At 39.1% G+C, this 15957-nt stretch carries 18 protein-coding genes; 14 read left to right on the top strand and 4 right to left on the bottom strand.

Annotated features, from left to right (window positions below; genetic code table 11):
- The first annotated feature begins 399 nt into the window (after positions 1-399).
- Positions 400-939 carry a DUF2199 domain-containing protein gene (locus GON05_RS17285; protein ID WP_157320300.1) on the top strand — a complete coding sequence of 180 codons (540 nt, stop codon included), beginning with the start codon at positions 400-402 and terminating at the stop codon, positions 937-939.
- A 90-nt stretch (positions 940-1029) separates the two neighbouring features.
- On the opposite strand, the gene GON05_RS17280 is transcribed toward GON05_RS17285, so the two are convergent.
- Positions 1030-1578, bottom strand: a complete 549-nt coding sequence (locus tag GON05_RS17280) for a TetR/AcrR family transcriptional regulator (protein WP_157320298.1) — start codon at positions 1576-1578, stop codon at positions 1030-1032.
- 431 nt (positions 1579-2009) lie between these two features.
- On the opposite strand from GON05_RS17280, the gene GON05_RS17275 reads away from it, so the two are divergent.
- Positions 2010-2792: a Sir2 family NAD-dependent protein deacetylase gene (locus tag GON05_RS17275; protein WP_157320296.1), complete on the top strand. Its 783-nt coding sequence runs from the start codon at positions 2010-2012 to the stop codon at positions 2790-2792.
- Between the two features lie 299 nt (positions 2793-3091).
- Here the strand turns inward: GON05_RS17275 and GON05_RS17270 are convergent, their stop codons facing one another.
- Complete coding sequence (locus tag GON05_RS17270) at positions 3092-3979, bottom strand: AraC family transcriptional regulator (protein ID WP_157320294.1); 888 nt, start codon at positions 3977-3979, stop codon at positions 3092-3094.
- Between the two features lie 217 nt (positions 3980-4196).
- On the opposite strand from GON05_RS17270, the gene GON05_RS17265 reads away from it, so the two are divergent.
- Positions 4197-4952 carry an SDR family NAD(P)-dependent oxidoreductase gene (locus GON05_RS17265; RefSeq protein ID WP_157320292.1) on the top strand — a complete coding sequence of 252 codons (756 nt, stop codon included), beginning with the start codon at positions 4197-4199 and terminating at the stop codon, positions 4950-4952.
- 386 nt (positions 4953-5338) lie between these two features.
- On the opposite strand, the gene GON05_RS17260 is transcribed toward GON05_RS17265, so the two are convergent.
- On the bottom strand, positions 5339-6127 hold the full coding sequence (locus GON05_RS17260) for an alpha/beta fold hydrolase (protein ID WP_181646120.1): 789 nt from the start codon (positions 6125-6127) through the stop codon (positions 5339-5341).
- Positions 6128-6424: 297 nt separating this feature from the next.
- Between GON05_RS17260 and GON05_RS17255 the strand changes: the two genes are divergently transcribed.
- The 4 genes from GON05_RS17255 to GON05_RS17240 all read left to right on the top strand — a co-directional run bounded on the left by GON05_RS17255 (position 6425) and on the right by GON05_RS17240 (position 8841).
- Positions 6425-6613, top strand: coding sequence for a hypothetical protein (locus GON05_RS17255; protein WP_157320290.1), 189 nt, complete (start codon positions 6425-6427; stop codon positions 6611-6613).
- Positions 6614-6916, top strand: coding sequence for a GNAT family N-acetyltransferase (locus tag GON05_RS40105; RefSeq protein ID WP_181646192.1), 303 nt, complete (start codon positions 6614-6616; stop codon positions 6914-6916).
- Positions 6917-6978: 62 nt separating this feature from the next.
- Complete coding sequence (locus GON05_RS17245) at positions 6979-7746, top strand: nucleotidyltransferase domain-containing protein (protein WP_157320288.1); 768 nt, start codon at positions 6979-6981, stop codon at positions 7744-7746.
- 582 nt (positions 7747-8328) lie between these two features.
- A complete protein-coding gene (locus GON05_RS17240) occupies positions 8329-8841 on the top strand; it encodes a DUF1003 domain-containing protein (RefSeq protein ID WP_127458603.1) in 513 nt (170 codons plus the stop codon).
- A 249-nt stretch (positions 8842-9090) separates the two neighbouring features.
- Here the strand turns inward: GON05_RS17240 and GON05_RS17235 are convergent, their stop codons facing one another.
- Complete coding sequence (locus GON05_RS17235) at positions 9091-10488, bottom strand: YcdB/YcdC domain-containing protein (RefSeq protein WP_157320286.1); 1398 nt, start codon at positions 10486-10488, stop codon at positions 9091-9093.
- A gap of 336 nt (positions 10489-10824) precedes the next feature.
- Between GON05_RS17235 and GON05_RS17230 the strand changes: the two genes are divergently transcribed.
- From GON05_RS17230 to GON05_RS17200, 7 genes are all read left to right on the top strand, one after another.
- A complete protein-coding gene (locus GON05_RS17230; RefSeq protein WP_157320284.1) occupies positions 10825-11343 on the top strand; it encodes a hypothetical protein in 519 nt (172 codons plus the stop codon).
- A gap of 347 nt (positions 11344-11690) precedes the next feature.
- Complete coding sequence (locus GON05_RS17225; RefSeq protein WP_246239300.1) at positions 11691-12227, top strand: HAD-IIIA family hydrolase; 537 nt, start codon at positions 11691-11693, stop codon at positions 12225-12227.
- A gap of 99 nt (positions 12228-12326) precedes the next feature.
- Positions 12327-12710, top strand: a complete 384-nt coding sequence (locus GON05_RS17220) for a hypothetical protein (RefSeq protein WP_157320282.1) — start codon at positions 12327-12329, stop codon at positions 12708-12710.
- 135 nt (positions 12711-12845) lie between these two features.
- Entirely contained in the window at positions 12846-13079 is a 234-nt protein-coding gene (locus tag GON05_RS17215) for a hypothetical protein (RefSeq protein WP_157320280.1), read from the top strand.
- Positions 13080-14185: 1106 nt separating this feature from the next.
- Positions 14186-14752: an RNA polymerase sigma factor gene (locus GON05_RS17210; protein ID WP_157320278.1), complete on the top strand. Its 567-nt coding sequence runs from the start codon at positions 14186-14188 to the stop codon at positions 14750-14752.
- 172 nt (positions 14753-14924) lie between these two features.
- A complete protein-coding gene (locus GON05_RS17205; RefSeq protein ID WP_157320276.1) occupies positions 14925-15440 on the top strand; it encodes a GNAT family N-acetyltransferase in 516 nt (171 codons plus the stop codon).
- Between the two features lie 115 nt (positions 15441-15555).
- A complete protein-coding gene (locus GON05_RS17200) occupies positions 15556-15930 on the top strand; it encodes a hypothetical protein (RefSeq protein WP_181646119.1) in 375 nt (124 codons plus the stop codon).
- Positions 15931-15957: the final 27 nt, after the last annotated feature.

Below are 15957 nucleotides of genomic sequence, written 5' to 3'. Positions count from 1 at the left end.
TAGCGACCAGTAGTGAAGATAATGATAATTGAAATTGACGGTTATACATTGAATGTTTTACTAACGGGTAAAAAGTGTTCTAAACAACAGTTAAAGCAAATGTATCTTAAAGCCAAAAAAATAACATATGAAATAAGTGATATTGATAATGTATTTTGTAGGCTCCACAACTTTAAAAGGATCACGAACGATAGCGATGTTGAAGTTGATTTTGTCATAGACACTGATACAGATAGAATTTATTCACCAATTTATTGAGTTAAAGGGATACTATAGCGTAATAAGCAGGGAGCAGCCCGCCACACGGCAACTGCTCTCTGCCTTCGTTAAGGAAAGGGATAGTTTAATCGCTTAGCGAATAATTCGTATGAACAAAAGCGAAGGGACTGAAGGCACGGAATGAATCTTAAAGGATATACATGTAGTTGCTGTGGTGAGTATCACGATGAACTTCCAACCAGTTATGGAACTGCTGCTCCAGCCTATTACGAATTTGCCCCACCCGATGAGCGAGAAAAGAGGTTTGAACTAAGTGAAGACTTATGCGTTATGGACAATGAACATTACTTCATTAGAGGTTGTGTCGAAATTCCGATAATCGGGACAAATGAAGAATTCATTTGGGGCGTTTGGGTTTCGTTAAGTAAGGCGAATTATTTGAAAGTAAAAGAGTATTGGAACCAATCAGAATTATTAGAACCAATGCTTGGATGGTTTTCTACTGCTCTACCTTGTTATCCTGATACGTTAAATTTAAAGGCAAAGGTCCACCACAGGGCAAATGGACTTAGACCATATATTGAGCTGGAACCGACAGACCACCCGCTGGCGGTTGAACAAAGAGATGGAATTACAATCGAACGTGTTCAACAAATAGCTGAACAGATATGTGTCAATAAAAAGAGCGATGTTTCATTACGGAGAACGATAGCCCAATAAATACAAAGAAACGGCAGCCTGCATATGGCTGCCGTTTTCTCAACTAACGGGCAGTTTACTCCAATGGCCTACCATAATAGTAAGCGTGGATTACAGAGTTCTTCCTAACAGTATCCCAACTTGTTTAGCCATTACTTTAGGCGGATAGGGCATTCCGGACTTGATCCACCATTCAATGATACCTGCATAAGCGGTACCCGCATATTGCAACATGACTTCTTCAATTATCTCCGTATTTCTTCCGCTTTCTCTATCGACCTCACCTTTGAATCCCTCAATAAAAGAGGCAAGTAGCCGGGTTCTAAATGCTGCAGGTACCCCTGTACTTGCTAACATAGTTGAAAAAAACAAATAATTCCTCTCGAAATATTCAAAATAAGGTATAAGAGCATCGTTCCAATCGAGCTTACACGCCCACTCATCTATCTCCCCTAATTCATTCAGGTGTGCTTCCATAAGTTTATCCAATAGATCAAATTTGTCCTGATAATGGAGATAAATGGTTCCACGATTTAGGTCTGCATGGTCTGCAATATCCTGGATAGTGATATCGTCAAAATTTTTCTTGGTCATCAGCTCAATAAGAGCTTTTTTTAAAGATTCCTGCGTTTTAATAATTCTCCGATCTACTTTAGGCATTGTATGCTCACCAAACTTTCTAAGATACTTAACACTTTTTGTTGTTGTGTTGATATATCAACAGATTTCATTTTTTTAACCATTGAATTTAAAGCGCTTATTTTTATAATAATAAACACAAGTTGGTTAATCAAAAGTATTTCGTTAGATTAATCATTACCGTTTGATTTGTGGAAAGGAGAAAACACCTATGTACAAAACTCATGCTCTAAGTGTTTTCAGTGCCCATAAAACATTATATGGAATGTTGGAAGTGAATTTGTTAATATCGTCAAACAACTCGTAGGTAACAAAAATCCAACGGATATAAGACTAATCATATCTTTTGATGTCATCGATAACTAAAAACAATTTTAAATTGTGTGATCAGTCCTAATTTATATAATTCATAGATACATGTCCAATGCAAAACACTTGGAGGTGCAATGATTATGGGAGATAGTTATCAGAAACGCATAGAAAAGGCAAAAAGAGCGCTGGAAGATACTGAATACATTCTATTGGGTGCTGGAGGAGGATTATCAGCAGCCGCGGGTAAAACATACAAGCGGCAAAGGTTTTCTGACAATCTTAGCCCTTTTATAAATAGATATGGTTTAACTGTTAGGTACTCATCAGCATTCTATCCTTTCCCTTTGAGAGAGGAGCGATGGGCGTATTTGGCAAATTATATCAGCTTTAACTATTATGATTTTGGTCCTACTAAGATTTATAAGGATTTATATCAGTTGGTTCAAGACAAAAAGTATTTTATTCTTACCTCCAATGTAGATGGCCAGTTCGAAAAGGCAGGGTTTTCAGCCCACAAAATATTCGAGGTCCGGGGGAATTATGGATATCTTCAATGTGCACAAAATTGCCATGACAAGAGATACAGTAATGAAATGCTAGTGAGAAAAATGGTTGAAGAGACTATTAATTGTAAAATACCACCCGAACTTGTTCCTTTATGTCCTGAATGTTCTAGAGAAATGGTACCAACAGTCCTTCCAAATTTAATACAAGATGAGAAGTGGTATGAACAAGAAGCTCTATATGGAGACTTCAATCTTTCTTCTACAAAGGGAAAGAGCATCTATTTAGAGTTAGGTTTAGAAAATAATAACTTTATAAAATTGGAATATAGAAATGAAACCATTATATTCTTAGAGGATATGCGAGAGGTTATTTCATCCTTAATGAACCCAAGTGGGTGTCAATTTGGAAGCGCTTAAAAATCGGATAAAAGGGTTAAGCTACCTACTCCATCTAGAGAACAACGGGAAACGTTAGTTCAATCACAACAAGACGGCAGCCGGCATACTAACGGCTGCCGTTGTCCGTTGAAGTAACGGGATAGAATACAAACAAATTTAGTCCCTATCATGATGAGTCCCAAATTCCAAGCATCCTCCGCTAAAAAAGCGACTGCATTTAATGCAGCCGCTTTTATCTTTTACTGGTTCAATATTTTTTATCTCGCACTTGTTATTTCGATAATCTCCTCTGAATGATTGCATGATATGTCAATGATTTAATCCCTCGTGCTTTCGATTCGTCTTAGGTTCTCAGTGTCCCGAGCTGGAGATGAACCGAAGAAGCGAGAGTACTCTCGATTAAACTGTGAGGGACTTTGATAGCCAACATGATATGCGGCACTTGCTACTGGATAGCCCTCAAATGAAATGAGGTTTCTAGCCTCCAAAAGCCTTAATTGCTTTTGAAATTGAATAGGACTTAAACCTGTTGCCCTTTTAAACTGACGGTGAAAGGTATTTATAGCCATACCAGATTTTGATGCCATCTCGCCAATGTCTATTGGCCTCATGAAATTTTCGCGAAACCATTTTACAATCTGGGAAATCTTAGATAAATTACTTTCCTGCAGACCAAATTGCCTCAGATTCCATCCTTGTGGTCCCATCAGAACGCGATAAAGGATTTCACGCTCATAAGCTGGTGCAAGAGCTGGAATATCTTTTGGTGTTTTAGATAATCGCAATAAGCGCAGCCATGCCGCCATAAATTCATTGTCTATTTCACAAGCTGTGAAATGCTCGGAAGCAGTTGGGATTAGATTTTCAGGGAGATCTCTTAATAAACTCTGAAGAACATCCTGATTTAACCTAAGACCAAGGGACATGTAAGGACGGCCATCACGATCTGAGTGTACACTCGCTGTTGCAGGAACATGTACCGGTAACACGTAATAGGATGGCCCTTTCAGGTCTGTGCAACGCTCCCCGATGGAAAGAATCTTTGTCCCTTGAACCGTAAAACCAATCATGGGCTCGTAGAGCGCTGCAAGCTGATGTGCGGGAATGTCTCCCTTAATCATACTTAGCCCTGGTACTCCGGTTTCCATTGGTCGAGTGCCTGCACTTTTCATTAGATCAATAATTTCATCATGGATTATATTCATACACTTATTTTATTACACGACTACTTATTCCTCAATACCACTCTGAAGTGATTGGGCACTTTTAGGCTCTTCTTGTGATAAATATTAGGGATGATCCTGCTTCATCGAAAGGGTCTATGGTGTTTTTAGGCAATAAGAAGGCATGATTAGATCTATATTATTTCAGCAGATACGACTAAAATTTAATCTAGAACGAACACAAAAAAGGAGAGATCTTATGAAAATTGCAATTGTAACAGGTGGAAGTAATGGCATTGGAAAAGCGACGGCTCTTGGGCTTGGCAAGCGCGGAATTAGCGTCATTCTCACATACAATTCCTATAAGGACCGGGCGGAAGCTGTTGTTAAGGAAATTGAGAAGAATAGTGGAGTTCGGGCATTAGCATTGAAGTTGGATCTGACTCAACTATCATCATTCGAAGGTTTCGTTTTAGAAGTGAAAAAGAACCTTAAAGAAGTTTGGAACAGAACGACTTTTGATTACTTAGTTAATAATGGCGGTATTGGCGGGCCAATGATGTTATCTGACATGAGCGAAGAATATTTCGACAAGATTCTTAATACGAACTTCAAAGGACCGATTTTTTTAACACAACAGCTTGTCGGATTCATGGAAGATGCTGGAGCTATTGTAAATACCACGAGCTCATCCAAAAACCAATCATTTCCAGGATACTCCATCTACGGCTCGTTAAAGGCAGCATTCTCAACTTGGACTCGCTACATCGCCAAAGAACTTGCACCTCGCCAAATTCGGGTTAACGCAGTTTCGCCCGGTCCTACGCACAGCAATTTTGGCGATGGAGTATTCGATAAACATCCTGAATTCATTAAGCCGCTGGCTGAGCAATCAGTATTTGGCAGAATCGGCCAACCCGAAGATATTGGGAAGGTCATTGTGAACTTAGTGTCTGATGATTTCAGCTGGGTTACAGCCCAGGACATTGAAGTGTCTGGCGGACATTTGCTTTAGAAATGCTGTCCACTTGAGCAATGACGATCGGAAGAGATAAAAAGGGTGTCCCATCGTCATTTTCAAGACTTATGGGAACCCCATTTAGATTGCAGAAAATGGCAGCATTGCATAACAAAATAGGTCTTACCGAATTTGGTCTTGGATACAACAGGGGAAGTTGTTGATCCGATAAATAGATGGTAGAGACTAAACTAACGGGAGACGATAGTTCAAAAACAAGGGACAGATTGCCGCGACAGGCAGTTGTCCCTTGTTTCATTGTAGTAAAGGGCAGACTAGTTAATGTAACATAACTGTTGACGAACTCGTCTTTCTTATTATCTGAGGCGATTTTGAATGGGATTAGACGATTATGAATATCACAAAGTTGCCGTTCTCTTCATTTAGTTCATTACAGTGAATTCTCGAAGTAACTCATTCAACTTGTCGCGCTCTTCGTAGAACGAACCATGGCCGCTGTACATGAACGGAACGAGCCGTGAATAGGGTATTTTTCGATGCATTTCCTCTGCTTGGCTGAATGGAATAACCTTGTCGTGAATACCATGCACGATCAGTGTCGGCACTTGGATGCTAGGCAGGTCGGCATTCAGATCGAAGTCGCGCAGCATAATGATGATCGCGGCCGTTGACCAACCGGCAGCTTGCATGCCCATCTTATTAAACCAGTCCGAGAGTGGCTTGGTGATGTACTGGAAGAAGAAAATGTCAGTTATGCCTTGCATCATATTTGCCCGGTCGTTCAACGTTTGTTTTAGCAACTGCGCTGCAGTCTCCTTAGTGAAGCCCCTTGGCGCTGCTGCGTCTATTAGCACGAGCTTGGATACGCCTCCACCATTGTAACGCACCACGTATTTGATAGCTATCGCGCCCCCGGTCGAATGTCCGGCGAGCACGAAATTTTGCAACTGTAACGTGTCAACGACTATGCGGATATCGTCCGCAAGCCGCTCTAAAGTATAACCGCTATAGGGACGATCTGACTTACCGAAGCCGCGCCAGTCGATACCGATGCAGCGAAATCCTAAGCTAGGCAGTACATCGAACTGATACTCGAACTGGTCATGGCTGAACGGCCAGCCATGTAGAAACACGATCGTCTTGCTTCCTTCCGGGTTGATGTCCTCTACGTAGAGATTTACATCTGGCTCTACCGTTACGTAATATCCCACTGTCTTTGCCTCCACGAGTCATAATCCTTTCCCGATAAAATACGCGACATGCGCCCAAAACGTGATCTGAAAAAGACCGTAATTCTTGCTGACGAAGGAGGTGCTTTACGGTGGAGTTTATTTTCATTCTCTAGAAGTTGAGTTATGTACGATAGTTCAATCACTCAGTACATGACGGCAGTCGGCACGCAATCCGCTGCCGTTGCCCGTTGAAGTAACACTCAGGAAATCAGTAAAGATTATCTCCAGTAATGTGTTAAAATGGGTATAAACTAATTTGGTAAAGGATGGATGACTATGATCTTAATGGATAATGGCTTTCGGTTACGTCCTATAATCATACCTAATGATATTGAAACTGCTGTTTCGTGGTACCAAGAGCCTGAAGTTCTTTATTATTCTGAAGGTGGAGAAGCATCCACTCCATATGATTTCGAAAGAGTTGAAGCAATGTATAGTTTTTTATCGAAAAAGGCCGAAATATAAATTATTAAAATTAATACAATTGATGGTTGGCTTCCAATTGGTGACGTATCCCTTTTTCAAGAATCTGGTGTTCCTATTGTTATTGGAAATTCAGCGTATCGTTCAAGTGGGATAGGTAAACGAGTTATCCAATTGATTATTAGTCATGCTAGGGAGCTTGGAAGAAAGACTATCACCACCAATGGTATCTACACTTATAAAAAACGATCTCGTCGTCTTTTTGAAAGCCTTGGCTTCAACATGATCGAATGTTTTATCGATGACGATGGAAATGAATACTACAGGTACAATTTAGTGTTGTGAATTAGATTTTGTAGTAATTAAATGAACGAAAGACAGAAATTCTTAGTTTAGGAGGATTCTATATGATTTTAGACAAAGTTATAAATAGAATTGTAATACAAAGTGAATACAAGGATTTTGTTGATAAGTATATAAATAATATACTTACCGAATTTAAAGGTAAGATTCATAGCATTTATATGTGTGGCTCGATTCCAAAAGGAACTGCTAAACCTTTTAAGTCAGATGCAGACTTTACTATTGTATGTGTAAATCCCAAAGATATTGATTACGAAAGATTGTCAAATATTAAAGACAGGCTTTTGGAAGAGTATCCAGTAGTAACTAAGATTGATACGATAATTTGCTCGATTGACGATGTATTAAGTAAACCAAATGAGTGGGGTTTTTGGGTAAAGATAATTTGTGTTTGCATATATGGTCATGACGTTGGTGAAAAAGTACCACCGATAATTATTTCTCCAGAGTTCATTTTAGACTTAAATACAGAGACCAAGGAGGAAGTAGATCGTATACATAGTTTACTTTCTAATACCAGTGATAACACAATGAAAACTAGATATATTAAAGGTTACTCTAAGAGATTAATTCGTGCATTATACTCTTTGGTTTTAGAAGATACAGGTGTATGGCAAGATGATATTATTAAAATGAAGAATGCTATATTAAACTATTGTGAGATTGACTCTGCTTTCGTTGATTATTTGTATGCTTGTTACTTGGATAGTAATGTACTTGTTGAAGAGTTTCTGGAAATTGCAGATGAAGTATATAGCTATTTTGAGAACGCCTTAAATGCAATGGCTGCTTCCAGAACTTCCTTCGACTAACACCATATTGACGCTCCGGGTCACTCTGAGAAGCGAGTGACCATATACAACTTTCTAAGCCCGTCGGGACGTCAGTGCGTTAAGTGATCGGAAAGCCTCACAACTATAGGCAGCGACTTTAATAAAAACATAAGACTATTGAGCTAACGGATACGTTAGTTGAACGGATATTGGAGTAGTTTGCCGCGTCAACTGCTCCATTTTTCAATACGTCTAATGAGAAACGATAGTTGAGGAGCGTGCAACGCGGCAGCTCCTTTTTACGTTTTTTAGTAACGGTTAGTGGAATAGATTGTGTTAAAATATTGTTGATAATATCTTTTGGATTGGGTAGGGGGAAATTTAGAGATTATATGGAATGCTTAATCATGAGCATCCCTATATTAAGTATGCTGCAGCTATTTACTTGCTTTCGAGGAGAATCGATCTTTGTATGAAATCCATTGGTATTTATTATTCTTAAAGATAAAGATATTGCGAGCTCGATTGAGCATGAATTTGAAAGGACAATGATAAGGCCTATGAGTCTAATATTAATTAGTAAAGGATGAATTAAACAAATACAATGGGAATGGTGATAACATGGAGAAGGAAAACACAAAGGATTTAAAAGAATACGCAGGACGAATTCAACAATTGGTTGAAAATTTTCAAAGCAATATACATGACCATTTAAATGAAGATTATGCAAAATCAACAAAATGGTCAGATAAACTTGCTGATAATGTAGCGGAGTTTGTTGGAAGTTGGAAATTTATTAATATCTTCATTGTATTTTTGGCAGCTTGGGTTATCTTAAACACATTGGCGATCACTAAGGTCATTCATTTTGATGAACCACCTTTTATTTTATTAAATCTTTTATTATCCTTTCTTGCTGGATTCCAAGCTCCAATTATCATGATGAGTCAGAATAGACAGTCAGCAAGAGACAAACAAGAAGCTATAATTGATTTTGCAATAAATTATAAAGCGGAGCAAGAAATTGATGATATGCAGGGTCATCTGCATAGACTTGAGGCAGATTTTGCTGAGTTTAGGAATGAAGTGAAAGAAGATTTGGCGGAGATTAAAAAGCTTTTACAGGGGAAATAAAAAGACTTTTTTAAGAAGAGAAACAGAGCCGTTCTTTTATCATTGTTCTACGGAAGTAAAATCGGCTTCCACTGCGGGATTGGGCGAATAGCAGGCTTGAAAACGCAGAGAGGATTGAACTAACGTAGAACTATAGTTTAATTAATCAGCCTGCCGGTGTGTCCCGGCAGGCTGTTCAGCTATCCGAGGGAGAGTGCTTTTAAGGGTTCAACTGAAGGTATCTTGATCTGAAGCACGGTCAATTGTTCATTATTTCCTCGATTCGATTTGATCTATCGTAATTAATTTTGCCGTTGAAAAGTCCCTCCATACAGCATCTTTTGCATCCAAAAAATAATTACTGTAGTTGGCTTTGCGTACAAGGGTATAAACCAGAACAGGCTTCACCGGATCTTCCGTAATCGTAACTGGATTAGTCTGAATTATCTCATCCTCTTTTTTGTTAATCAGGTTCAGCGGAGGTGTATAGTAGGTTGGGATTACATCGTACGCTTTCAGAAGCATTGATTTTAGTTTTGGTTCATCGAACTGTGGGATGTCTGTAGGTAATGTGCCTTTCAAGGAGTTATTTACAGAGATAACTTCGCCGGATTGAATGTCGATCAGGATGGAGACGTGTCCGTAATAAATTCCAGATAAATTTGCAGTATATGTCAACGTGTAAACTCTATCACCCATTCGTGTCGGCAGCGTTAAAGACGATTCATGGATTGCATACAGCGTGAGTGCTGAAGCCACTTGCGGTAGCACTTTTTTAAGATAATCAGCTGATATTTGCTTAGCCTCATCCTCGACGATAAGGTGTTTGCCATCAAGTGGACAACTATTAGAAAGTGAAGTTAATTCGCCGGTGCTCTGTTGTATTTCCACAGAAGACGAGCAGTATTCAGTTCCTATTGGTTTTCTCCAGATTACTTTCCAAAAGGGTCCGCTTAAATTGCTATTGAGTCCTTCGACTACCTGATAAATAAGTGGATTTAGAGCATTTGTTGGAATCACAGCTAGCTCGCTAGCTCTTTTCAATGCTTTCTCTGCACTGTCGACTGGTTGTACGATCTCTTTGTTGGTAGATGACATCTTCGTATTTTGTTCTAAGGCCGGTTGTTTCATGCCGCCTTGGACTTTTCCGGTAACTGCATCGACTTGCCAATCATCCGATAGTACAGTTTCATAAATGCCTATTTTCTTTTCACCTTTGTTTAATTGTTCCGGGAATACTTGGGAGAACGTCGGAACCAACTGCTCGGTGAACTTCGCGCGTGCTTCTTCTGCTGAAATCACAGGCTCGCTTTCTGGAAGTTGAACGTTTTTGTCCCACAAAATTTGTTTGTCTACAACCTTCCCGGTTTTATCGATATCAAGATTGATGTAGTTACCTGGATACCGAATACCATCAATGGCTCGCATATAACGAATATTGTAAAAATTCGGTTTTACAAACGTATTCTCTTGATAGTCAACAAACAGGAGTTGATCTTTCGCAAAAGGATATTCCTTTTCGATATACTGCGTCGCGTACTCTTGTACCTGAACCTGATCGATCCTGACTTCGGTTGGTGCGGCATTCGCCGCCAATACTACATTGCTTGCCAGAAGTAATGTAAATAGGCTGGCCAATACAAGACTAGTGTTTCTTCTTTTTTTCATAATACCTCCACTTTTTGGGATTTATGTATCGTAACTGTTAGACGAAAATATTTCCAATTAGTTTCGTTCATTTCATAAAATTTCCAAAAAATAAATAAGCCACGATTTACGCGGCTCTTACTTCAAAGGAAAGCTGCAGCCGATTCCACCACTTTTCCATGTGCTATGGCCCAACTAGCCTAACCCTGGTTGAACAAAATAGGCGCTATGAACTGAATACCTCACGGGTCCAGGTCCCACTGGCAGAAACGTTCGATCCCCGGGTGCTGCCATAAAATACTAAAAAAAGAGGCGTGCATATACAAGAAATTTATAATAAAGGATGGAGGTGGTTCGATGTTAGTGAAAATGAATAGGCAAGAGTTCGACTTGTTGGATGATGATGCACTTGGGTGGATGTGTATGGAACCGATTTTCTTGCAGATTCGTGGGAAAGACATGGCAGTGAAATCGCAAGCGTTTGCTCAGCTTGGCACCGGACAACAAGCGCTCTTCATGTTCAGAGTTTTGTATGATCATGCTCGTAATTCAGTGACAGAGTTTTACTGTTGGGTAGCCTATTTGTTGGAGCAGTCGTATTTCTGGTCAGGGGTCATGAAGGGATTGCGCTTTTTTGATGATGCATTAATGATACAAATACTTGAAGAAACGAAAAATGTCCTAGAAACAAGGAGCCAGCAAATTGGCTTACAATTGAGTAATGTTAATTTTAAAGACCTTGAGGATAATAGGGAGTTAAAATCAACCATTGATCGATTATTTCAGAAATTTCAAGAGGCTACTCCTGATAGTTTAAAACGAATCAGTGTGTATATTCGGTCAAATCCACTAGAATTTGTAGAAATGAAAGACTGAGTTACAGGTCAGATTATTACGCTTATGTGGGACGTTAGTTCAACGCCACACTTGTGAAAATTGGAGCTTACACAATGTCCAATTTAAATTGGCAACAAGATAGAATTGGTTGCGCCAAGCACGGAGAGAACCCGTTGGGAATTACAGAGTTGAGAAGCGGGTCTGCTGTAATTGGTGACTCTCAGTACTTGCTGAGATATTGTGTGTTGTTGCCTTCATATAGCGCAATAAACACACCAATGGAGGCTGCCGGCATAATCGGCGGCCTCCATTACGTTGATTGGCAGGATAATTCGGACGATTTAGAGAATTACCCAATATATGTAAGTGTAGATGGGGGGATTCCTTTGATAATTCAAGCTGTTTTTATTGACCGTGATGGAACATTAGGTGGGCATGGTCACTTTATTCATCCTCAAGATTTTGAGTTATTTCCATCATCTTTAGCAGCATTGCAATTGTTAAAAGGACAAGGAATAAAAATATTTGCCTTTACTAATCAACATAACATATCCAAGGGTTTGGCAACAGAATTAGAATTTCAAAAAGAATTTGATAGCTATGGATTCGATGCAGCATATATATGTCCTCATGAGCCAGAAGAAGAATGTGAGTGTCATAAACCACGGCCTGGGATGCTTCGGAAAGCTGCTGCTAAACATGAACTAGACCTGACTTATTGCGCTGTTATAGGTGATGTGGGTTCAACAGATATGCTAGCAGCTGCTGCAGTAGGGGCCAAAAGAATTCTTGTAGAGACAGGCTGGGGTAAACAGTCTTTGGAAAAATACCGTCACAAATGGTACGAGGAAGCATCACCAGATTTTATTGCGAAGGATCTATTAGATGCAGTGAACTGGTTGATTAGTAGTATTTACAAATAAGAGTAGGTATAACTAGCTAATCCATTGTAGAACGATAGCTAAACAGTGAAGGGCTGCCGAGTAAGTTAAATTAATCAAGAATACAATTGGAAAAATGCCTTGAAAAAGGAGAAATGTGCTTTCTTTAAACCAAAATGGCTGTTTATTTTATTAGTATTACTCATGTTATTAACGGGAGTTATTCTGGTACTTAGTTTAAACTTAATTGAAAAGAAGCACGAGGAAGAAATAAGAAATGTCATCTCGTCCTACGGAGGGCAGGTGATAAAAATTGAAAAGGTAGACCCCAAACTTACTCCATTTGCAGAGGATTTTAACAAAAGTAATGTTATCTATAAAGTATCTTATAAAAAGTCTCATGAGGAACTTATAGCTTGGTATCGTGGTGTGAATGTTGTAAATAACATACACGCTGAAAATCCAACTGCCCTTCAAGGTGGATTCGCAGAAAAATGGATAATCCCTTCCGAAATGAAGGATTAAGCGTGAACCTTTTTCCTCGTCGTTAATAAGGATATTTAATACAACAGTAACTTTGAGTACTTCCTACTAATATCTATTGAATAGCAGTAATATACTTCTATTTGGAGAATTTTAATGATAGGAAGAGGTGCTTGTATGATTGCTTTCGCAACCTTATCGTGGTTAAGTATAATTTATTATTTTTTACTTGGTATTGGCGGTCCAATTTTCATCATTTGGTTTGCTTTTTCTTATATAAGAGGTATGAAGGAACGTAACAAAATACTTAGGGAATTGGTCGAAAAGTACAAAGATACTGCACCAGAATGGGTCGGCAAGGCGTGGATTATGCCATCCTATGCGGCTCTTGGAGAGCAAGTTCCGTCATAAGCAAATCTTGAATTATTCGGTGTTGAGCCGATATACTTCGATCCTGGTCTTACTAATCCGACTTGGATTCAATTAGCCCCCCAAACCGTCAAAGTCAAGTCGAAATGGGGAGACCGCTATCTGATTGAAACACAGAAGGGCGATAGGTGGATCGCTCCACGATACGAATCGTTGTACGGTGTGGAGGAAGTAATGCGTGAAGTTCAACTCCAAAATGAAATAAAGCTACTTCGCTCCCCCTCTGGGTTGGAAACGGGAGCAGCTTTGAGCCCCCAAAAAGTAAAAGTGAATGCAGTGTGGCGCGATTGGTATCGCATCGAATCGTGGCTCGGGCCAGTTTGATTCAAGCTGCCGGATACGGATAAGACTATCGAGCAGTCAAAATAACAAATGAATTTTTGAATGGATACTATATAGACCTCTAAGCTAACGAGAAACTATAAAATTGACCGTTATGGATTGGTGTGTAGCTTTTTTCTTTCTATGTCCTCAAGTTCTTGTCGAAATAAGATGACAAGATCTTGGGGACATTCCCGTTTTTTTGACAAGAACATTATGATATTCCCGACGGACTTTTGGTGTGATCCCGGACGAGTACCGTAGGAACAATCACATAAACAAAAAAAGTTATAGATGTAAGTAAACAATTTCTTAACTAATATTGTAAGTTGGTAGAGGAGGCAGGAGTTTATACTTTGTTAATAAACGATTTAGAGGGATTCAATAAGCTTGGTTTAGAATAAGCAGTAAGGAAACGTTTCTACTAAATGTTCCATTGCGAATACCAGTGAAGATATTCCTGTTACCCAGAAACCCAAGAAATCGCATTGTGTTTGCTAACTATCCAGCCACAGATGGCTTCGGAATCAGAGAATTTATGCTTACATTCACAATTTAAAATGACCTTTTTCTGGTATCCACATCCACTATAGAGATAGAGAAAAAAACTTCTCAACGGGTCGGGGGAACATTAAAATGTCAATAAGAAAATATGTTCTCTCTATTTTATGGAGAGCGAAATACTTAAAAGAGCCTAACCTGAGAAATAGAGTCTATAACGAAAATGTAAATTCCGGGTGGCTTATCTGATTCAATGAGGTGAGAGTATGGAGACGACCGGTGTCCATGTATTAAAACATATGAACTATTTGTCTGAAACAACCGATCAGAAGGCGGTCCTTCACAATTTAATGGAAACCTACGGGAATGATGTTTGGAATTATGCATTTACTATTTGCCGTAATACGGATTTATCCGATGACATTACACAAGATTGTTTCCTAAAGGTATATCGCAATTTAACGACATTCCGCGGAGACGCTTCAGTAAAGACCTGGCTACTCACTATAACGCGTAATACCGCTTATGATTATTTACGCAAAGCATTCTGGCGTAAAGTTACTCACGTCGGGTTTATTCAGTCTACCGGAACCTCAGATTCTGCTGAGAACGAAGTGATGGAGAAACTTAATGCTAGGGATATGTGGAAAAATGTAATTTCTCTACCTCCTAAGTATCGAGAAATTTTGATTTTGCATGCACATAATCAACTCTCGATCAAGGAAATAGCAGCCGTTCTTAACATTTCGGAGGGGACAGTGAAATCCAGACTGCATCGTGCCAGATTGAAGGTGATCGAGCTGAAGGAGCGTGCAGCGCGTGAACTGTGCTGATACGGTTGAAGTAATACATAAATGCTTTATCAGCCGCGTATAATGCGGTTTTATTATTTTAAGGATATGACTTCTTGTGCTTTTCAAAAGATAAGATACCATCAACATCCTCATGTTTGGGAGTATAATTAAAAGTGCAGAACAGTTTAAGTGTTTTTGGAGGGATCTTACCTTGAAAGTATTAGAAACAGAACGGCTTATTCTTCGTCAGCAAACAATTGAGGATGCCGCTTTTATCCTTGAACTTTTGAACGACCCTTCTTGGATTCAGTACATAGGCGATAGAGGTGTGAGAACCGTTGAGGATGCGAGGGACTATATTTTAAAAGGAGCTATAGATATGTATGCCCGCTTGGGCTTCGGGTTTTATTTGACAGAGCTGAAGGATGGAAGGATTCCGATCGGCATTTGTGGATTGGCAAAAAGAGATTTCCTAGCAGATGTAGATGTTGGATTTGCCTTTCTTCCTAAGTTCAGAGGAAAAGGATACGCCTTTGAAGCTGCTAGAGCAGTAATCTGTTATGCACAAAACGTTCTAGCGCTAGAACGCATTGTGGCAATTACTTCCGAAGATAACCGTGCTTCGGCCAAACTATTAGAAAAATTAGGATTGAATTTTGAAGGCAAGATCCGATATGAAAATACAGATGAAGAGGTCCACATATTTGGAATTAACAAATGTATTTGATTCTGCAATAATAATGCCATGTGACTTTAAGATTATCTCATTAGGGCTGAGAAAATCGCGGCTTTTTTGTATTTGGGATGAGGGTATTAATATATAAAAAAAGAGGTGCCATCTTGTGAAATACTTCGAAGAAGCCAAACATTTATGGAAAACCTATGTACCAAAGCAAGGTCAATCCGAGACAATACAAGGTGAATTAATAAGGGCTATAGAGAAATTAAGAGATGAGGCCCAGAGGAACGGAAATGGCAATTGGGATGATTGCTTCAATATGTTTTGTGACTTTTTGGAATTGAATTTATGTAATTCAGGAGTTTTTAATATGCTACAGAAAATGAAAATTAGGAGCAATATAAAGAGGCTTAGGAAATTCAGTGATCCTTATTTAGAGGACGACATTTATGATGATTTAACTGATAGAGTGGTAGAATGGTATTTTAAGAATCAAGAACCGATTTTTAAACCATATGATCCGAAACAGTACCGATAATAAAACGGAGATTTCACTAATGAAAAA

It is taken from the genome of Paenibacillus anseongensis (genome assembly GCF_009757995.1).
Classification (GTDB): domain Bacteria; phylum Bacillota; class Bacilli; order Paenibacillales; family NBRC-103111; genus Paenibacillus_E; species Paenibacillus_E chondroitinus.
The sequence above is the reverse complement of the archived record's forward strand: the minus strand, read 5'-3'. Positions and strand labels throughout refer to the sequence as shown.

Coding starts and splice junctions, on each gene's coding strand:
- GON05_RS17285 (WP_157320300.1), top strand. CDS start 400: ATGAATCTTAAAGGATATACATGTAGTTGCTGTGGTGAGTATCACGAT.
- GON05_RS17280 (WP_157320298.1), bottom strand. CDS start 1,578: ATGCCTAAAGTAGATCGGAGAATTATTAAAACGCAGGAATCTTTAAAA.
- GON05_RS17275 (WP_157320296.1), top strand. CDS start 2,010: ATGGGAGATAGTTATCAGAAACGCATAGAAAAGGCAAAAAGAGCGCTG.
- GON05_RS17270 (WP_157320294.1), bottom strand. CDS start 3,979: ATGAATATAATCCATGATGAAATTATTGATCTAATGAAAAGTGCAGGC.
- GON05_RS17265 (WP_157320292.1), top strand. CDS start 4,197: ATGAAAATTGCAATTGTAACAGGTGGAAGTAATGGCATTGGAAAAGCG.
- GON05_RS17255 (WP_157320290.1), top strand. CDS start 6,425: ATGATCTTAATGGATAATGGCTTTCGGTTACGTCCTATAATCATACCT.
- GON05_RS17245 (WP_157320288.1), top strand. CDS start 6,979: ATGATTTTAGACAAAGTTATAAATAGAATTGTAATACAAAGTGAATAC.
- GON05_RS17240 (WP_127458603.1), top strand. CDS start 8,329: ATGGAGAAGGAAAACACAAAGGATTTAAAAGAATACGCAGGACGAATT.
- GON05_RS17235 (WP_157320286.1), bottom strand. CDS start 10,488: ATGAAAAAAAGAAGAAACACTAGTCTTGTATTGGCCAGCCTATTTACA.
- GON05_RS17230 (WP_157320284.1), top strand. CDS start 10,825: ATGTTAGTGAAAATGAATAGGCAAGAGTTCGACTTGTTGGATGATGAT.
- GON05_RS17215 (WP_157320280.1), top strand. CDS start 12,846: ATGATTGCTTTCGCAACCTTATCGTGGTTAAGTATAATTTATTATTTT.
- GON05_RS17210 (WP_157320278.1), top strand. CDS start 14,186: ATGGAGACGACCGGTGTCCATGTATTAAAACATATGAACTATTTGTCT.